This is a genomic window from Vibrio neptunius (genome assembly GCA_019339365.1).
Classification (GTDB): domain Bacteria; phylum Pseudomonadota; class Gammaproteobacteria; order Enterobacterales; family Vibrionaceae; genus Vibrio; species Vibrio neptunius.
In genome coordinates, this window is the sequence record CP079859.1 from 1,481,111 (window position 1) to 1,498,220 (window position 17,110).

The 17,110-nt window shown below is 45.0% G+C and carries 11 protein-coding genes, 1 tRNA gene and 1 pseudogene; 6 read left to right on the forward strand and 7 right to left on the reverse strand.

Annotated features, from left to right (window positions below):
* Positions 1 to 151: 151 nt before the first annotated feature.
* Positions 152 to 2,205: pseudogene (locus KW548_07160) on the forward strand (PAS domain S-box protein).
* A 235-nt stretch (positions 2,206 to 2,440) separates the two neighbouring features.
* Here the strand turns inward: KW548_07160 and KW548_07165 are convergent.
* The 3 genes from KW548_07165 to KW548_07175 form a co-directional block, all read right to left on the reverse strand.
* Positions 2,441 to 2,517 (reverse strand) — tRNA-Pro (locus KW548_07165).
* 53 nt (positions 2,518 to 2,570) lie between these two features.
* On the reverse strand, positions 2,571 to 4,376 hold the full coding sequence (locus tag KW548_07170; protein QXX07736.1) for a DUF3413 domain-containing protein: 1,806 nt from the start codon (positions 4,374 to 4,376) through the stop codon (positions 2,571 to 2,573).
* 27 nt (positions 4,377 to 4,403) lie between these two features.
* Positions 4,404 to 4,628, reverse strand: a complete 225-nt coding sequence (locus KW548_07175) for a YejL family protein (protein ID QXX07737.1) — start codon at positions 4,626 to 4,628, stop codon at positions 4,404 to 4,406.
* Between the two features lie 85 nt (positions 4,629 to 4,713).
* On the opposite strand from KW548_07175, the gene yejK reads away from it, so the two are divergent.
* Positions 4,714 to 5,715 (forward strand): nucleoid-associated protein YejK, encoded by a 1,002-nt coding sequence (gene yejK / locus KW548_07180; protein QXX07738.1) that lies wholly within the window; start codon positions 4,714 to 4,716, stop codon positions 5,713 to 5,715.
* A gap of 108 nt (positions 5,716 to 5,823) precedes the next feature.
* Positions 5,824 to 7,056 carry an Hpt domain-containing protein gene (locus KW548_07185; protein ID QXX07739.1) on the forward strand — a complete coding sequence of 411 codons (1,233 nt, stop codon included), beginning with the start codon at positions 5,824 to 5,826 and terminating at the stop codon, positions 7,054 to 7,056.
* On the opposite strand, the gene KW548_07190 is transcribed toward KW548_07185, so the two are convergent.
* On the reverse strand, positions 7,012 to 7,716 hold the full coding sequence (locus KW548_07190; protein ID QXX07740.1) for a class I SAM-dependent methyltransferase: 705 nt from the start codon (positions 7,714 to 7,716) through the stop codon (positions 7,012 to 7,014). The two genes, KW548_07185 and KW548_07190, sit on opposite strands and share 45 nt — an antisense overlap.
* Before the next feature lie 218 nt (positions 7,717 to 7,934).
* On the opposite strand from KW548_07190, the gene KW548_07195 reads away from it, so the two are divergent.
* Positions 7,935 to 8,363 (forward strand): VOC family protein, encoded by a 429-nt coding sequence (locus tag KW548_07195; GenBank protein QXX07741.1) that lies wholly within the window; start codon positions 7,935 to 7,937, stop codon positions 8,361 to 8,363.
* 44 nt (positions 8,364 to 8,407) lie between these two features.
* Here the strand turns inward: KW548_07195 and nhaC are convergent, their stop codons facing one another.
* Positions 8,408 to 9,841, reverse strand: a complete 1,434-nt coding sequence (gene nhaC, locus KW548_07200) for a Na+/H+ antiporter NhaC (protein ID QXX07742.1) — start codon at positions 9,839 to 9,841, stop codon at positions 8,408 to 8,410.
* Between the two features lie 447 nt (positions 9,842 to 10,288).
* On the opposite strand from nhaC, the gene asd reads away from it, so the two are divergent.
* Positions 10,289 to 11,419 (forward strand): aspartate-semialdehyde dehydrogenase, encoded by a 1,131-nt coding sequence (asd, locus tag KW548_07205; GenBank protein ID QXX07743.1) that lies wholly within the window; start codon positions 10,289 to 10,291, stop codon positions 11,417 to 11,419.
* 104 nt (positions 11,420 to 11,523) lie between these two features.
* On the opposite strand, the gene KW548_07210 is transcribed toward asd, so the two are convergent.
* Positions 11,524 to 12,366 carry an ion transporter gene (locus tag KW548_07210; protein QXX07744.1) on the reverse strand — a complete coding sequence of 281 codons (843 nt, stop codon included), beginning with the start codon at positions 12,364 to 12,366 and terminating at the stop codon, positions 11,524 to 11,526.
* 51 nt (positions 12,367 to 12,417) lie between these two features.
* Positions 12,418 to 13,056: a YchE family NAAT transporter gene (locus KW548_07215; protein QXX07745.1), complete on the reverse strand. Its 639-nt coding sequence runs from the start codon at positions 13,054 to 13,056 to the stop codon at positions 12,418 to 12,420.
* A gap of 609 nt (positions 13,057 to 13,665) precedes the next feature.
* Here KW548_07215 and adhE point away from each other — a divergent pair.
* The gene (gene adhE, locus KW548_07220; protein ID QXX07746.1) at positions 13,666 to 16,368 is read left to right on the forward strand and encodes a bifunctional acetaldehyde-CoA/alcohol dehydrogenase; all 2,703 of its coding nucleotides are present in this window, start codon (positions 13,666 to 13,668) and stop codon (positions 16,366 to 16,368) included.
* Positions 16,369 to 17,110: the final 742 nt, after the last annotated feature.

The window sequence follows — 17,110 nt, forward strand, 5'->3', positions numbered from 1 at the left end:
CTTGTTCCATCACGTTTTTAAAAGTGACCTCAAGTTAGCATGAGCTAGCTCTCACTTTATGCAACTAGTATATCCCTTTTAAAACCAAGCAGTACAAGTCATCAAAATCTAATATGTGTGGCCCCAATAAGTGATAAAGGATGACACTGCAATGGCAGTCCCACAACGATATGGCTTGTTTGCCGTTACACTGTTGCTGATAGGGTTGATTCAGATCGTGAGTCAAGAAGTGGTTAAACAGTGGAAACTTGAGAGTAAACAGCGTCATGCGGAAGAGCGTTTTCTCGGCTACATCGAAGAAGTTCGCCGAACATTGCGCCGTTTTGACTACTTGCCTTTTTTGATCACCAAAGATCAAGCGAGTGTGCGTTTTTTACGCGGTGAGCATCAGTTTTACCAACAGATTCAGCAGCAATTGATTCAATTGGACAAAGCGGCTAACACCAAAGGTTGGTATGTGCTTACTGATAGAGGGGGACTTAAGATTTCTAGTGTTCAATCTCGGCGAATGTCGTCACACAGCGCCAAAGCGATTGCAGCAAAAATTCAGCAGCATCGTGGGGTTGTGTCTCATGTGACCACCAGCCCAGAGAGCTCAGATTATTTTATTGCTTCACCTCTCTACGATGGTGTGACAATCATCGGTATTGTCGCCGTTCAAGTCGACCTGACTCTTCTTATCGATCAATGGTTTTCACAGGGTGAAGCGATTTTAGCACACCACCCTAATAGTCAGTTTTTTCTCTCCAGCAACCCTCTTTTTTCATCTACTTGGTTTTATCAGCACTTCGACAGTGGGGCGATGATCGAGTACCACCGACTCTATGACGGTACGCGCATCGAAACCTGGCAGGTAAAGGAGCAAAAGTATTTAGTCCAGTCTGTTGTCTTAGATGATCTCAACTGGAGATTGGTGTATCTCACTCCCTTGCAATCGATGTTACGTAGTGCGCATTGGATAAGCGCGGGCATAATAGTGGGGGAGTAATCATCACGTTGCTCATGGTAATCAGGTATCAGCGACATCAGAAAGTGCGTAGCCAGCAGCGCATGCAAAAGCTGGTGGAAGCCTCTGAGAAAAGGTTGAATGTGATGCTGAGCAAAACCCATGTTGGGCTAATACTGATCGATGAAAGTGGTGATATCCAAGACATTAACCCAATGGCGAAGAAGTATTTTAGCCTTTCAGAGTCGATGACGCGCCAAATCAAACTCTGGCAGCTTTTTACAAGCAGTGGTTCCGATTCGCCGGCGTTAGAACTACTGAAAAACTTTGATCAGCACGCTTATTTGGCTGAAATGACGGAAGTTGAGATTCTTGGGCAGCGCAGTGATGGAAGCTGCTTTCCCGTGATGATCTCGCTGAGTGCCTTACCTTGGCATGAAAGAGGTTACTACCTGTGCACTGTGATTGATATTAGTAAACGAAAACGTGCTGAAATGGCTTTAAAGCAGTCAAACCAGAGGTTGCAGGCGCGCGTTGAAGAAAGGACGAAAGCACTCGATAATGCTCAACAAGAATTGATCGAGTCGAGCAAAATGGTGGCGCTTGGGAGAATGTCCAGCGCTATAGTGCATGAACTCAATCAGCCTCTTACTGGGCTTAGGACGCTATTCTCAAGTAACCAATTATTGCTCGAAAGGGGGCAAACACAGCTACTTAAAGATAACATGTCCTTGGCAATGACGTTGTTTGAGCGTATGGCGTCGATGACGCGTCAGCTCAAGTCTTTCGCCTTTCAACGACTTGAATCTCCTCAGCCTGTGTCACTCAATGAAGCTTTGGATGAAGTCCTACAAGTTCATCAAATGCGTTTGGACAAGGTGGATTTGGAACTTCAATTAGAGACTCGGGAGCTGTTTGTGTATGGCGAAGAGGCTAGGCTTCGCCATGTGCTTGGCAACTTGGTTGGGAATGCCTTGGACTCGATGACAGAGACTGACTTTCCGCGGTTACAAATTGAGGTGGAATCTGTATCAGATGAAATAGAAGTTAGGATCATAGACAACGGTTGTGGTGTAGAACAAGCTAATCTTGGCCGTATGTTTGAGCCTTTCTACACCAGCAAAAAAATCGGTGAAGGGCTAGGGCTTGGATTAGCCATTGCGGCGAACAATGTTCGCGACATGCAGGGAAGGCTGTCAGGAGTAAATAATGTAAGACGTGGGATGACATTTACGCTGGTTTTACGAAAAGCTGGCTAATTGGCAGTATTGATATCAAACCTGTTGAGTTAGCTATCTTGCAGTTAGAGGAGCAATACCGTCGCAGTTCAATGACCAAGGCTCCTATCGTTACCTCGACGACTCTTCCAATGCCAATATAAATCATTTGTAGGCGCTGCTTTGACTGTTGAACTGCTGAGGAGTGGAGCCAGTAACGGCTTGTAGTACGAGAAAAGCAAAAAAGAGAGCCGAAGCTCTCTTTTTTTAGGTGTAATGGTCGGACTGACAAGATTTGAACTTGCGACCCCCGACACCCCATGACGGTGCGCTACCAAGCTGCGCTACAGTCCGATGGCGATAATCTACCCTTAATTCATGAGCAGGTCAATCACTAAGAGTATGATTTAGTTACTTTTTACATAAAAACGCTGCAGCTCTGTTAGACCCTGCATTAAAACTGGTAATGTTGGGTTTTCGTCGTGTAGGCGTTGGTAGCTACTGTCATACAATTTATAGTTACCAAACTTATCGATCACTGTGGTGTTCTTGTTGGTGATCAGCGCCAATTCTCTTGTACCACCGGCAAGAATCCACTTTCTCGAGCGTTCATCAAATAAGTTCTGACCGCTGCTGAAATCTGATGGGTTAGAGGAGACCCCCAGTAGGTCCTGAAGCAGTGTGACCGATAAATCGAGGTGACTGGTACGGTGATCGTATTGACCAGCCACTTTGCCTGGCCAATGTATGATCATTGGCACTGCAAGTTGGTACTGGCTGTAATTACTGTTTGAACCCCAGCTATTGGTCTTAGTTTCGTTGAACTCGGTGCCGTGATTGGATGTGATAACAATAACGGTTGAGTCACTAATGCCTAATTCTTTAATCTTCTCATAAAGCACACCCAATTCTTCATCGGCGTTGTTAACCGACGTGTGGTAGCCTTGTATCAAGGTTTGCAATGTGGACTTGTTGTTCCCTGAGTCGTCATAGGCACTAAAGTTATCAACCGTCGTCAGCTCAATAAAACTAAACCAAGGTTGCTGCTTTTGCTGAGAGACCCATGTTGCCCAAGCATTAATAGCTTGAGTATCGGGCGAGGTACTGTCATTGAAAGCAATACCAGTAAAATTCAAACCACGGAATACGGTCTCACCGTATAGGTTATCGTCAAAGTTGTCCCCACTGAACAAACCAAAGTTGTAATCCTTATCCAATAGAGTATCAAGCAAAATAGGTCGAGAACCTTGGGTTTTAATGCTACTGACATAACTACTTGGCAAACCGTAAAACAGGCCAAAGACACCGAAGGTATCGTTGCTTGAGCTGTAGTGGTTAACAAAGTTCAGGTTCTGTGAGGCAAACTCTGATGTGTTTGGCATAAGCTCATTTGTCAGCACATCGCCGCGTAGGTTATTAACACTGACTACCAATATATTCAGTGGATTGGCACGACGGTTAAACTCAAGCTTTTCAAGCGGGTAGCGGACCAAATGTGCGTTAGCCTCACTTTCTTTTAGGCGCTGAAGATACTCTTCTCTGTCAAGCAAACCGTGACGTTCCATAAAGGACTTCGCGGTCATAGGATAGGAAAGCGGAAAGTTGGCCTTCTGAGCAGTAATTGGATTATAGAAATAGGCATCAGCCCAGACGTAAACGAGATGACTGGTAATAAAACTGATAAAGAATAATGCTGCAATCGGGCGACCGACATGTTTGTGCGAAAGCCGACGTTGTTTGCGCCATACCCACTCAGATAAAGCAAGCTGTAGCAAAAAAATTAAAGGTAGAACGACAAATAAATGTTGCAAATCAATACTGATCGTACTGCCTTCATCATTAAATAGCACCTCCCAGACGACGGGAGTAAGGTGAAGGTTAATCTTCTGATAGGCTTGAGTATCAATCAGTAGCACCGTCAAACCGACGGTAGCAAAACAAACCGCCACTAAGCGAAATAGCTTACGCGACGGTATCAGGAAGGTAAGCGGAAACAGAACCAGTAAATAAAGTGCAAAAACGAGGAAACCGAAATGCCCTACCCAAGAAATGGCCAGATAGAATTGTCCTAAAAGGGTGTCGGGCCAAGGGGACTGAGTGATATAACGGGTGCCAATTAACATGGCCGCTATGATGTTGAAAAAGGCAAACCAGTGCCCCCAACCCACTAAACGCGATACGCGCTCGCCGTATGTATTTCCGTTATCTACCATGTACTGTTCTATTGTCCGTTTATTTTTCTAGTGAGTGTTTTCTTCAATAGAAGACAACAGTGCCTGTGCAAATTTTTCAGCAAGTGCTTTGCGTTGTGAAGCATTAACGTTGTGATTTAAGACATTGGTAGCGATATTTCCCGCAATCATCAAAGACAATTCCGGACCCGCACCGTGTTTGTCTAACACTGCAGCTACTTCTGACAGAATCGCTTCAACTTTGTCGTCGCTGTATTTAGATGTTATCGGCATAAAGACTCTAATGGTGATAGTAAAGCGGCTTATGATAACCTACAATGCCCCGCAACTGAAACCTACACGACGATAAAAATTCATCATGAGTCTTCATCTTTCAAACGTTATATTACATCAACTGCGTAAAAACGATTCTGACGAACTTGTTGTTAACTTTCGAGCCGATTCCCTTGAAAATGATGCATCGACGGAAAACCTAGTCGCAGAGCTGCACCGTGTTTTTAATTCCAAAGCAGGCAAAGGGTTTGGTTGTTTCAAGTCTGACAGTGAATTCCAAAACTGGTTGCATGAACTTCGTAAAGGTGAGAGAAACTTCTATGATTTCTCACAAAAAAGTGCAAATCGTCTGAAAGATGAGTTGAGTAAGTACCCCTTTGCTGATGAAGGTATTCTGGTGATTGCAGAATATCAGTCTCTGGCGACAGATTACCTTTTTGTTGCCATCATTCCATCCAATGAAAGTCTAAAAGTGACAGAAGGTCTCGAAATTAGTGCGACTGATTATCTTGACCTGAGTAAAATGGATATTGCTGCACGTATTGATCTGACCAGTTATGAGACAGATAAAGAGTCAAATCGCTACCTCGCCTACATCAAAGGTCGAGTAGGGCGTAAAGTGGCAGACTTTTTCCTTGATTTTTTACAGGCTGAGGTCGGGTTGGATACCAAGCAACAGAACCAAGTTTTGATGCAGGCGGTTGAAGATTTTTGTGCAGATTCTAAATTAGAGAAAGACGAAGCGATCAGTTATAAAAAACAGGTGGCGGACTACTGCAACGAACAAATCAAAAGTGGTGATGAAGTTCAGATTCGTGAGCTGTCGGGAGAGTTACCTCCTTCTCATGATGGTACCAGCTTCTTTGATTACACTCACGAGCAAGGTTACGAACTGGAAGAAAGCTTCCCCGGTGACAGAACGGCCGTGCGCAAACTGACTAAATATGTTGGTGCAGGCGGTGGTTTAACGATTAACTTCGATAGTTTGTTGCTTGGCGAGCGTATTTTTTATGATCCAGAAACCGATACATTGACCATCAAAGGCACCCCACCAAACCTGCGTGATCAACTGACCCGTAACCGCTAATTCCTCATTAAATCAGGACTAAGTCGAAGAAATATGCACTTAGTCCTACTTTTCTCAAGCTTTGCGTATATGCTTGTAATCATGGCATTTATTCAAAGACGGCATGACATGGATCGCAAAGCGCTCAAGCTGAGTTGGCTGATTATTGTTGTCTGGGTGATAGGGATGACCGTACTGTCCTTCAGTTATCGCTCAAACGTAATGACAATGAGTCAGGTTGGAGAACTGAGCAATAGCATAGATGAACTTAAGTATTCCTTGTTTCGGGAACCAGCCTACCGGGCCGAGTTGACGGATGGTCAGTCTCTCAACTTGCAACTTATCTACGCGCTTCGGCTCCAGATTGAAGCGACTTATGAGCAGAGTTGGCTAACGCCAGATGTTAACCAACTTCTCTATATCACCGATCGATTTATAGAGCAGACCAAAATCTTTCTCGATAACGAACTTGCTTTGATTTCGTTGGTGGATCAAGCGCAGTTTACTCGCGCGAAATATCAAGATAATAATGAGTTGAGATCTCACTATTACCATTTGAGTGCGAATGTGTTGGAGGCTTTGTTTAGCTCGAATAAATCCAACCCTCAGGTGTTCCGTGAGCTTGACCAATTGTACGTGGAATCGGAATCGCTGCCCGCATTGCAAAAGCAAGACCTTCAGCAATTGTTGTCAAAAACGTCCGCGGTATTGGGTAGCTATGCACAAGGGAGTTATGTCATCGAGAAAATGATGACCCATTCCATTCATAAGCAAATCAATGTGGTAGAGACGCAATACCATTTACAGCAGCGTAACCTGGTCATCAGCGGTGTTGTATATAGTGGGATATGTCTGCTGGCGATGATACTGATTATTTCTCGATTTACAGGAGTCCAACGTATGGTTGAACGTTCAGAAAAAGTGGAAGATAACTCTCAGAAAGAGGTTCAATCTATCGTTGAAACAACCCAAGAGTCCACTTCTATAGTGACTGCCGCCGCTGCATTGGATGATGGTCCAGAAATTGACTTGGACGGCATGCTTGATTCATTGGGTAATGACTACGAATCTGTGTGTATGTTGCTAGAGGTATTTGTCGACGACCATACGGGGGACGCTGAGCGAATCGCTCAATTGCTCAACGATGCTCCTGAAGAAGCGTTGCGCAAAGCTCACAGCCTTAAAGGGGTCGGTGGAAATTTAGGGGCCTTAAAACTTCGTGAGGCAGCAGGCAAGGTCGAGCAGGCAATTAAAGATGACATTGGTTCGGTTTCAGGATTGTTGGAAGAGCTTAAAGCTCGCTTAGATAAAGCTATTCTAGAGGCACAAACGTTTCTTAATGAACAAGATCCCAATGGCTGATTTATTCAAAGACCAAATTAGCCAATCTCTTAAAGAGAGTTCATAGTGCTCTCTTTTATGTTTTTTTAGCACCAGAGTAAAGTCAGCGTCAGAGTAATCGTCAATCAAGGTGACGTTAGGTGTCACTGTCTGGCAAAACGCTAACACTTCTTGTTTGTTGTACGCTTGCAATATCGTTTGATCAGGAAAAGCTTCGATATTAAGAAGATTGAATACAGTGACCTCTCTGCATGCAGAAAACATACGCGTGATCATTTCTGTTAGATAGTCTGGGTTTTTCGTCCGGTAACTCAATGAACCACTGGCGACGACGATGTCCATTTTCGGTAAGTTTGCTTGGCTGATATCGGTAAATTTGAATCGGCATTGTGAGGAGCCTATCCGTTTTCTGGCTTGGCGAAGAAAAGGCCAGTGTTGATCGAGACCGAGATAGAAGCCAGGACATTGATTGTCTGACAGGTAGTCATACAACTCGCCCAGCCCGCATCCGAGATCCAATACTCGCTTTCCCTGGAACTCTACATTATTGGCTATGGCTTTAAAGCGCACTTGTTGCTCTTCATGGCTGGACCAGCCTTGCACCTTATGATTCAACCCTTTCCAGCGTCGTACCTTTTCTTTGTGGAACAGATAGATTTTCAAGCGATCGACTAGGTGCATAGTGGTTCTCAAACAAAGAGTGATAGCCTCAGACTACCTAATTTCACTGTCGGCACAAGGGAGTATTTCCCCTGCTTTTCTTCCCACTGAATAAAATTAAATCTAAAAAGTACTTTACCTCAAGCTAACTTGAGGAATTAGAGTGACACGAGTGAAGATAAGATTAAGCCGTAATACGCTGATCTTTATACTTATTATCTACTCAAAAGGACTGTACTATGAAAGGCTATGTTGAGCATGCAAACATTGGTGTTGTTGATCCAAATAAAACAGTGGAATTTTTGACCACAGCTTTACCTGGGTGGCGGATCCGTGGGGGAGGAGAATACATCAACGGCCAAGGTGAAAGGATTCAGTGGTGTCACGTTGGCGATGAAAACTCCTATATTGCACTTTCGTCGACGGGGAAGGGGGAAGCACCGGACTGGCAAACGCGATATACAGGGGTAAAGCATGTTGGAATTGTGGTGACAGATCTGGAAGCGATGGAAGCAAGATTGGCTAAGCAAGGCTACTACGTCGATCATCGAGGTGATGAACATCCTTATCGAAAGAACGCTTATTATATCGATGATCATAACCTCCAGTTTGAGTTTATTGAGTACTTCTCGCAGCAACCCGAACAGAAGAATGATTACTGGTTATAGAGTGAAAAAAGCGCCGGTATGGCGCTTTTTTTGTTAGTGGTGTATTAAGCGGTTTGCTTGCTTAACTCTGGCGTCTCTTCCGTGCTGTCTGTGCCCGTGGGTTCGCACTTGTCGACAAACCAACCCATGTACGAGGTAATAATCGTTACCAAAATACACACAAAACTTAGCCACATAAACGGTGCGTATGACAATGTGGCAACACCTAAGATACTTGCCATGTAGATACCATTATCACTCCACGGAACCATGCCTGATGTCAACGTACCGCCGAATTCAGCATTTCGTGACAGATTCTTACGCTTGTAGCCAAGGCGATCGTAGTTTTTCGCACAGATCTTGGGTGTGAGGATAAGGGACACATACATGGCTGAGCCAAATACGTTGCCTAGGAAAGCGGTACCGATAGTACTGGTTGCTAGCGAGCCAGGGCTCTGTACGCGACGTTCAAACAGTTTGGCGATGGTTTCCAGTACGCCGACTTTATCCAATAGACCACCAAAGCCGAGGCCAAAGACGATCACGGCAACTGAGCCTAACATAGAGGACATACCACCACGGTTTAGGATTGAGTCAATGAAACCGACACCAGACTCGATATGGAACGGAGCCCATGCGGTGTTAAATGCTTGAAGGAAGTCAACATCTTGAATCATCACTGCCCAGATGATACCCAATAGAGAACCGAAGCTGATCACTGGGAAAGAGGGCATACGCATGGCTAACAGACCAAGTACGATCATAACAGGTACAAACGAATATGGCGTGATGTAGAACTGGTTCTCCATTGCGTCTATCACAGACTGAACCTGTGTCATATCTACATTGCCTGCATAATGGAAACCAAACGCAGTGAACATAACGCCCGTGATGATGTAGCTGATCAGCGCAATGGGCAGCATTCCTTTGATGTGTTCAACCACTTCGACGTTAGACATTGAAGAGGCAAGGATGACGGAGTCGGAGAGAGGGGACATTTTGTCACCAAAATAACAACCCGACAAAACCGCACCGGCTGTTATTGGTGCTGGAACACCTAGACCTTGACCGATGCCCATCATGGCAATACCAGCAGTACCTGCAGCACCCCAGGATGTTCCTGTTGCTAGCGCGGTTAGGGAACAGATAATCATGGTTGCCAGTAGAAAGATAGACGGATGAATCGCTTTCAGGCCGTAATAGATGATGGTTGGAACAATACCGCCTGAGATCCAAGTACCAACCAAAGCTCCGACAGCAAGAAGAATTAAAACAGCGCCTAGACCATTGGAAATGCCGTTAAGTGCTGCTTTTTCTAAATCTTTGTATTGGTGGCCGAGACGAACACCAAGAACCATGATGACAAACCAGCCTATGTAGAGTGCTAGCTGAATAGGCAAATCTAACTGGGCTGTAAAAGAGAAAGCCATTAGCAAAAATAAACCAAGTGCAACGATAACTTGCATCAAACTTGGTAAACGGGGGGTGAGTTGCGTCATGCAGAGCCTCTTATATGTGTTATATGCCATATGCGCCTTTGTGTACTGGGAAGGGACATATAGAGAGTGTTTACTCATTTGGGTACCGGATGCACTTTACATGACTCAGAATAATATTTCGAACAAATACAACTCCGATGTGATTTAAGTCTATTGATGTATTTATTGCTAGTTAAATATATTAAATTTGGTTAAATTTAATGGTTTGAAATGAGTTTTTTTGTAAATGATTTGTAGCACGAAGATTTCTCTTGTGTAGATGAATTCTCATGCGCAGTTATGACTGATTGTGGATGAACAAAGAACAGACAAAAAGCGATTTGAAGGCAATATTTAAAAAAAGGAAGCAAAAGTGACAGAAATAAGTGAATTTTTCCTTGAGATTTTGTTGGGAAAATTGAAGTATTGAGGCATCCCTTTTTAAATATTGCACACGGAGAGTTGAGAATGAGAGTAGGTTTAGTCGGTTGGCGCGGCATGGTAGGTTCAGTGCTTATGCAGCGCATGGTTGAAGAAAAAGATTTCGACCTTATTGAGCCGGTATTTTACAGCACTTCTCAGGTAGGTATTCCTGCGCCCTTATTTGGAAACCGTAAGGTGGGCAAAGAAGCAGGTCTTCTACAGGATGCATTTGACATCGAAAGTTTAAAGCAGCTTGATGCAGTCGTTACCTGTCAAGGTGGTAGTTATACAGAGAAAGTCTACCCAGCACTTCGTCAGGCAGGATGGAAAGGTTACTGGATTGATGCGGCATCCACGCTGCGTATGGCACAAGATTCTATCATCGCGCTTGATCCAGTGAACATGGCTCAGATTCAGCAAGGTATCCACGGTGGCACCAATACCTTTGTTGGTGGTAACTGTACAGTGAGCTTGATGCTGATGGGCTTGGGTGGTCTGTTTGAAAAAGGCTTGGTTGAATGGACCAGTGCGATGACTTACCAAGCCGCATCTGGTGCGGGTGCACAGAATATGCGTGAGCTGATTTCTCAAATGGGTGTTATCAACGACTCAGTAAGCTCAGAATTAGCTAACCCATCAAGCTCTATTCTTGATATCGATAAAAAAGTGGCTGATACCATGCGCAGCGGTTCATTCCCTACGGACAAGTTTGGTGTACCACTGGCGGGCTCTTTGATTCCATGGATCGATGTGAAACGCGATAATGGTCAGAGTAAAGAAGAATGGAAAGCGGGTGTTGAAGCGAACAAGATTCTCGGCTTCCAAGATGCGCCTGTACCCATTGATGGCACTTGTGTTCGAATCGGCGCAATGCGTTGTCATTCTCAAGCGCTGACGATCAAGCTCAAACAAAATGTCCCAATGGATGAAATCGAAGAGATGATCGCCACCCACAACGACTGGGTTAAAGTGATTCCTAATGACCGCGATATTACGGCACAAGAACTGACGCCGGCGAAAGTCACAGGTACGCTATCGATTCCAGTCGGTCGACTACGTAAAATGGCGATGGGTGATGACTTCCTCAATGCGTTTACTGTGGGGGACCAACTACTATGGGGTGCAGCAGAACCGCTACGTCGTACGCTACGTATTATTCTGGCTGAAAAAGCGTAAATCTCAACGCGATACAAACACCTTATCTTTGGATTTCTTGCCTCAAAAGATCAAAAAGGGTTGACGTTTTACGTCAACCCTTTCATTTTCCGGCTAGCCCACTTCTAGTCCTCTACGGTGACGATCCGTTGATCAGGGTCCGCCAGCTCGCTCCCACAATATTTGCAATGCATCGCATCAGATTCGTGGCCCGATTTAGAACAGTTGGGGCATTTAACCAGAGATTTGTGCGAGTTCATTTCTTGATTAAGTTCGGCGGTAATGATACCTGTTGGGACGGCTAAGATAGAGTAACCAAGCAACATAGTGATAGAAGCGATGGCCTTGCCCAAATTGGTTTGTGGGACAAGATCGCCGTACCCGACGGTTGTGATGGTCACGATTGCCCAGTAGATACTTTTAGGGATGCTCGTAAAACCGTTTTGGGGCCCTTCAATAACAAAGATCAGCGCACCAAAAATGGTGACGAGAATGGCGACAGTACTGAAGAATATGAAGATTTTTCTTCTTGCCATCAACAATGAACGCAACAGGATGTTAGAGTCTTGTAAGTAGCGAACCAGCTTAAGTACGCGGAATATCCGCATCACACGCAACAGCCTGACGACCCCCATGAATGTTGCGGACGGAAAGAAAAACGCTAAGTAAGTCGGCAAAATGGCCAACAGATCGACAACGCCGTAAAAGCTTTTGGCATAAGCGATTGGTTTGGGTGAACAGTAAAGACGCAACAAATATTCAATAGTGAAGAGAGCGGTAAATGTGTATTCACAATAACGCAGTTCTGTTCGCCACTGAGACGCGACGACTGGGACCGATTCGAGAACCAGAACCAGTAACGAAGAAAGAATCGCAATGATGAGAGCGATATCAAAGGCACGCCCGGCTTTGGTATGCGTGCCAAAAATGATGATGTAGAGGTGATGTTTGAGAGAATTGCGTGGCATGACGGTACTAACTTTTAAACGATAGCGTTAATCATACCTTCATCATCCATGTCAGGCCAATCCAGGAAACAAGTTACGCAAGCCATTAGCAATAAATTCAATGCCAAGCGCTCCTAGAATTAACCCCATTATCCGCGTGATCACGTTGATACCCGTTTGGCCAAGAAAGCGGACTATTAGTGGTGCTGAGCGGAATAAGAACCAAGAGCAAAGGCAGAATAAGCTGACGGTAATAATGATACCAAGGGTATCCAGCATGGTTGGATAACGGGCACCATAAACAATCGTTGAACTGATCGCACCGGGGCCTGCCATCAAAGGCATGGCGAGAGGCACCACGCCAATTTGTTCGCGGCTAACATATTCAGACTTTTCTTGTTTGTTCTGCTTATCTTCACCTAACTTACCACTCATCATCGAAAAAGCGATGCTAAGCAGTAGCAGACCACCAGCGACGCGAAATGAATCGAGTGAAATGCTGAACATATCTAGCAACATCTGACCCGCCAGTAGAGAAACGATAAGAATCACCGCAACCGCGAGATTAGCAGTTGCGGCCGTTTTATGCTTTTCTTCCAGCGTCATATGCCCAGTTAAAGAAACAAACACCGGCATGATCCCGACAGGATTTACAGCGGCGACTAACCCAAGAAAAAATTGTAAAAAAATTGCGATTTCGAACGTTTGCATTGCGTGTGCCTACACAAAGTAAAGACCAGAACAGAGCCACCAGAGTGACATGCGGAATATAGTCTAAAATTGGCGGCGTAACGAATGAAAAAAATCTAACGCTTATCTGAATGGATGAATAGGAAGGTCTAATTGCTGGCTGCACTGTAACATTAGCACGGTGTCTATCGATTTACACAAACGTTAACATTTGCACATTTTTAATAAAAAGTGAGTGGGATGTTAGCGCCTTATCCTCGATTAGATATAAGCTTAGTAGCACAATGTTCGTGAAGTACATGTAATTCCGTGGTCAGAAAATGAAACTTTTTACAGTTTGTGTTCAGTTGGAAAGTTGAAAGACGCCTGATTGGTAAATTTGTTGTGTTTTGAAATTTGTTTTTATTGCTTTAAATTCAAGTTCTTATGCTTTTTATCTGACGCCAGCTACGACTTAATAGGTAAATAGTATTTCAGAACTGATCTGGGTCAATTTTTTTCATAACTTGAAATAATATAATCAGCCCTGAAAGCAATTTACTAAGAAAGACTGTTAAATCAATGCTCAATGTGCCGACAGCTTACTTACTAAAAAGTTTTTAATAATTTGTTAATTTTAGGAGATTCCCTATGCCTGTAACTAATATGGCTGAACTAGATGCAATGGTTGCTCGCGTTAAAAAAGCGCAAGAAGAGTTCGCTACATACTCTCAAGAGCAGGTGGACAAAATCTTCCGTGCAGCGTCTCTTGCCGCTAACCAAGCTCGTATCCCGCTCGCTCAACAAGCGGTAGAAGAATCTGGTATGGGTATTGTTGAAGATAAAGTAATCAAGAACCACTTCGCTTCTGAGTTTATCTACAACAAATACAAAGACGAACAAACTTGTGGCATCCTTGAAGAGGATGACAACCTAGGTACTATGACTATCGCTGAGCCAGTAGGTATCATCTGCGGTATCGTACCAACGACTAACCCGACTTCTACTGCTATCTTCAAATCTCTAATCTCTCTGAAGACTCGTAACGGTATCATCTTCTCCCCACACCCACGTGCGAAGAACTCTACTAACGACGCAGCTAAACTTGTTTTAGATGCAGCGGTTGCAGCCGGTGCGCCAAAAGACATCATCGGCTGGATTGATCAGCCATCTGTAGAGCTTTCTAACGCTCTAATGAAGCACGATGACATCGCTCTTATCCTTGCAACTGGTGGTCCAGGCATGGTTAAAGCCGCATACTCTTCTGGTAAGCCAGCAATCGGTGTAGGTGCAGGTAACGTTCCTGTCGTTATCGACGAAACCGCTGACATCAAACGTGCTGTCGCTTCTATCCTAATGTCTAAGACGTTCGATAACGGCGTAGTATGTGCTTCTGAGCAGGCTGCGATCGTAGTCGACGAAGTATACGACGAAGTTAAAGAGCGTTTCGCTTCTCACAAAGCTTACGTACTAAGCAAAGCTGAAGCAGAGAAGGTTCGTAAAGTTCTTCTTATCGACGGCGCGCTAAACGCGAAAATCGTTGGTCAACCAGCGCCGGCCATTGCTGAAATGGCAGGTGTTACTGTTCCAGCAGACACGAAAGTTCTAGTCGGTGAAGGCCTAGGCAAAGTGTCTTACGATGACGCATTTGCTCACGAGAAACTATCTCCAACTCTAGGTCTGTTCCGTGCTGACAACTTCGAAGATGCTGTGGCACAGGCTGTGACTATGGTTGAGATTGGCGGTATCGGCCATACATCGGGTCTATACACTAACCAAGACGTTAACGCAGACCGCATCCGTTACTTCGGTGACAAGATGAAGACCGCTCGTATCCTAATTAACATCCCGACCACTCACGGTGGTATCGGTGACCTGTACAACTTCAACGTTGCACCTTCTCTCACTCTAGGTTGTGGTTCATGGGGTGGTAACTCTATCTCTGAGAACGTAGGTCCTAAGCACCTGATCAACAAGAAAACTGTAGCGAAGCGAGCTGAAAACATGTTGTGGCACAAACTACCTAAGTCTATCTACTTCCGTCGTGGTAGCCTTCCAATCGCACTGAGCGACCTAGAAGGTAAGAAACGCGCATTCCTAGTCACTGACCGTTTCCTATTCAACAACGGTTACGCTGATGACGTAGTTAACCTGCTTAAAGCTCAAGGTATGGAAGTTCAAACCTTCTTCGACGTAGAAGCCGATCCAACTCTATCTGTAGTAGAGAAAGGTGCTGAAGCGATGAAGAGCTTCCAACCAGACACTATCATCGCGCTAGGTGGTGGTTCTCCGATGGATGCAGCGAAAATCATGTGGGTAATGTACGAGCACCCAGATACGCACTTCGAAGAACTGGCAATGCGCTTTATGGACATCCGTAAACGTATCTACAAGTTCCCTAAAATGGGCCAGAAAGCAGAGCTTGTCTGTATCACGACAACTTCAGGTACAGGTTCAGAAGTTACGCCATTCGCGGTGGTGACTGACGACAAGACTGGCGCTAAGTACCCACTAGCTGACTACGAAATCACGCCAAACATGGCTATCGTAGATGCTAACCTAGTCATGAACATGCCTAAGTCTCTTACAGCATTCGGTGGTTACGATGCGGTCACTCACGCTCTAGAAGCTTATGTATCTGTTCTAGCAAATGAATACTCTGACGGTCAGGCTCTGCAAGCACTCAAGATGCTAAAAGAGTATCTACCATCAAGCTACGCAAATGGTGCAGCAGACCCAATCGCTCGTGAGAAGGTGCACAACGCAGCAACTATTGCTGGTATCGCGTTTGCTAACGCATTCCTGGGTGTTTGTCACTCTATGGCGCACAAGATTGGTGCTGAGTTCCACCTACCACACGGTCTGGCGAACGCACTGCTTATCTCTAACGTGGTACGTTACAACGCGAATGACAACCCAACTAAGCAGACTGCATTCTCTCAGTATGACCGTCCACAAGCACGTCGTCGTTATGCTGAAGTAGCTGACCACCTAGGCCTGAGCCAAGAAGGTGACCGTACTGCTCAGAAGATTGAACGTCTACTAGCATGGCTTGATGAGCTGAAAGCTAACCTAGACATCCCAATGTCTATCCAAGCGGCTGGCGTTTCTGAAGCAGACTTCGTTGCTAAACTAGACGAACTGGCGGTAGAAGCGTTCGATGACCAGTGTACCGGTGCTAACCCTCGTTACCCTCTAATCACAGAGCTGAAAGAAGTTCTACTCGCATCTTACTACGGTAAAGCGTTCGTTGAAGGCGAGACTTTCGAAGGTACGACTGTTATCAAGAAGAAAGCAGATCAGGTAGCCGCTAAAGCAGCACCAAAATCAAAAAAAGCAAAAGCTAACGCATAAGTAAGCGCGTCAGTGTTGAGATAGGTTTTCGCTAGCACGACACTTATCTATCGGGAAAAGACCAAAGCCCCAGTTGAAGGACTGGGGCTTTTTTTGATTAAAACATTTGTCATTTCGTAGAGTGATGAAGGGTTAGAGCAAGCCGTCATTCCATAGAGCGACAAAGGAGTGAGTAGGGAATCTCCGTTTGTTGGCGACCGACCTCAAGAGATCCCCAATTCATTCGTTCCTCATTCTTGAGGATGACGAAGAGTATGCAGTTGAACCTTTGTTGGCATCTGTCATTCCATAGAGCGACGAAGGAGTGAGTAGGGAATCTCTGTTAGTTGGCGACCAACCTCAAGAGATCCCCAATTCATTCGTTCCTCATTCTTGAGGATGACGAAGAGTATGCAGTTGAACCTTAGTTGGCATCTGTCATTCCATAGAGCGACGAAGGAGTGAGTAGGGAATCTCCGTTTGTTGGCGACCAACCTCAAGAGATCCCCAATTCATTCGTTCCTCATTCTTGAGGATGACGAAGAGTATGCAGTTGAACCTTAGTTGGCATCTGTCATTCCATAGAGCGACGAAGGAGTGAGTAGGGAATCTCTGTTAGTTGGCGACCAACCTCAAGAGATCCCCAATTCATTCGTTCCTCATTCTTGAGGATGACGAAGAGTATGCAGTTGAACCTTTGTTGGCATCTGTCATTCCATAGAGCGACGAAGGAGTGAGTAGGGAATCTCCGTTTGTTGGCGAC

Excerpts from the sequence above, each read along its gene's own strand:
- asd (QXX07743.1), top strand. The coding sequence starts at position 10,289 with ATGAGAGTAGGTTTAGTCGGTTGGCGCGGCATGGTAGGTTCAGTGCTT.
- yejK (QXX07738.1), top strand. The coding sequence starts at position 4,714 with ATGAGTCTTCATCTTTCAAACGTTATATTACATCAACTGCGTAAAAAC.
- KW548_07170 (QXX07736.1), bottom strand. The coding sequence starts at position 4,376 with ATGGTAGATAACGGAAATACATACGGCGAGCGCGTATCGCGTTTAGTG.
- KW548_07210 (QXX07744.1), bottom strand. The coding sequence starts at position 12,366 with ATGCCACGCAATTCTCTCAAACATCACCTCTACATCATCATTTTTGGC.
- KW548_07195 (QXX07741.1), top strand. The coding sequence starts at position 7,935 with ATGAAAGGCTATGTTGAGCATGCAAACATTGGTGTTGTTGATCCAAAT.
- KW548_07175 (QXX07737.1), bottom strand. The coding sequence starts at position 4,628 with ATGCCGATAACATCTAAATACAGCGACGACAAAGTTGAAGCGATTCTG.
- adhE (QXX07746.1), top strand. The coding sequence starts at position 13,666 with ATGCCTGTAACTAATATGGCTGAACTAGATGCAATGGTTGCTCGCGTT.
- KW548_07185 (QXX07739.1), top strand. The coding sequence starts at position 5,824 with ATGGATCGCAAAGCGCTCAAGCTGAGTTGGCTGATTATTGTTGTCTGG.
- KW548_07190 (QXX07740.1), bottom strand. The coding sequence starts at position 7,716 with ATGCACCTAGTCGATCGCTTGAAAATCTATCTGTTCCACAAAGAAAAG.
- nhaC (QXX07742.1), bottom strand. The coding sequence starts at position 9,841 with ATGACGCAACTCACCCCCCGTTTACCAAGTTTGATGCAAGTTATCGTT.
- KW548_07215 (QXX07745.1), bottom strand. The coding sequence starts at position 13,056 with ATGCAAACGTTCGAAATCGCAATTTTTTTACAATTTTTTCTTGGGTTA.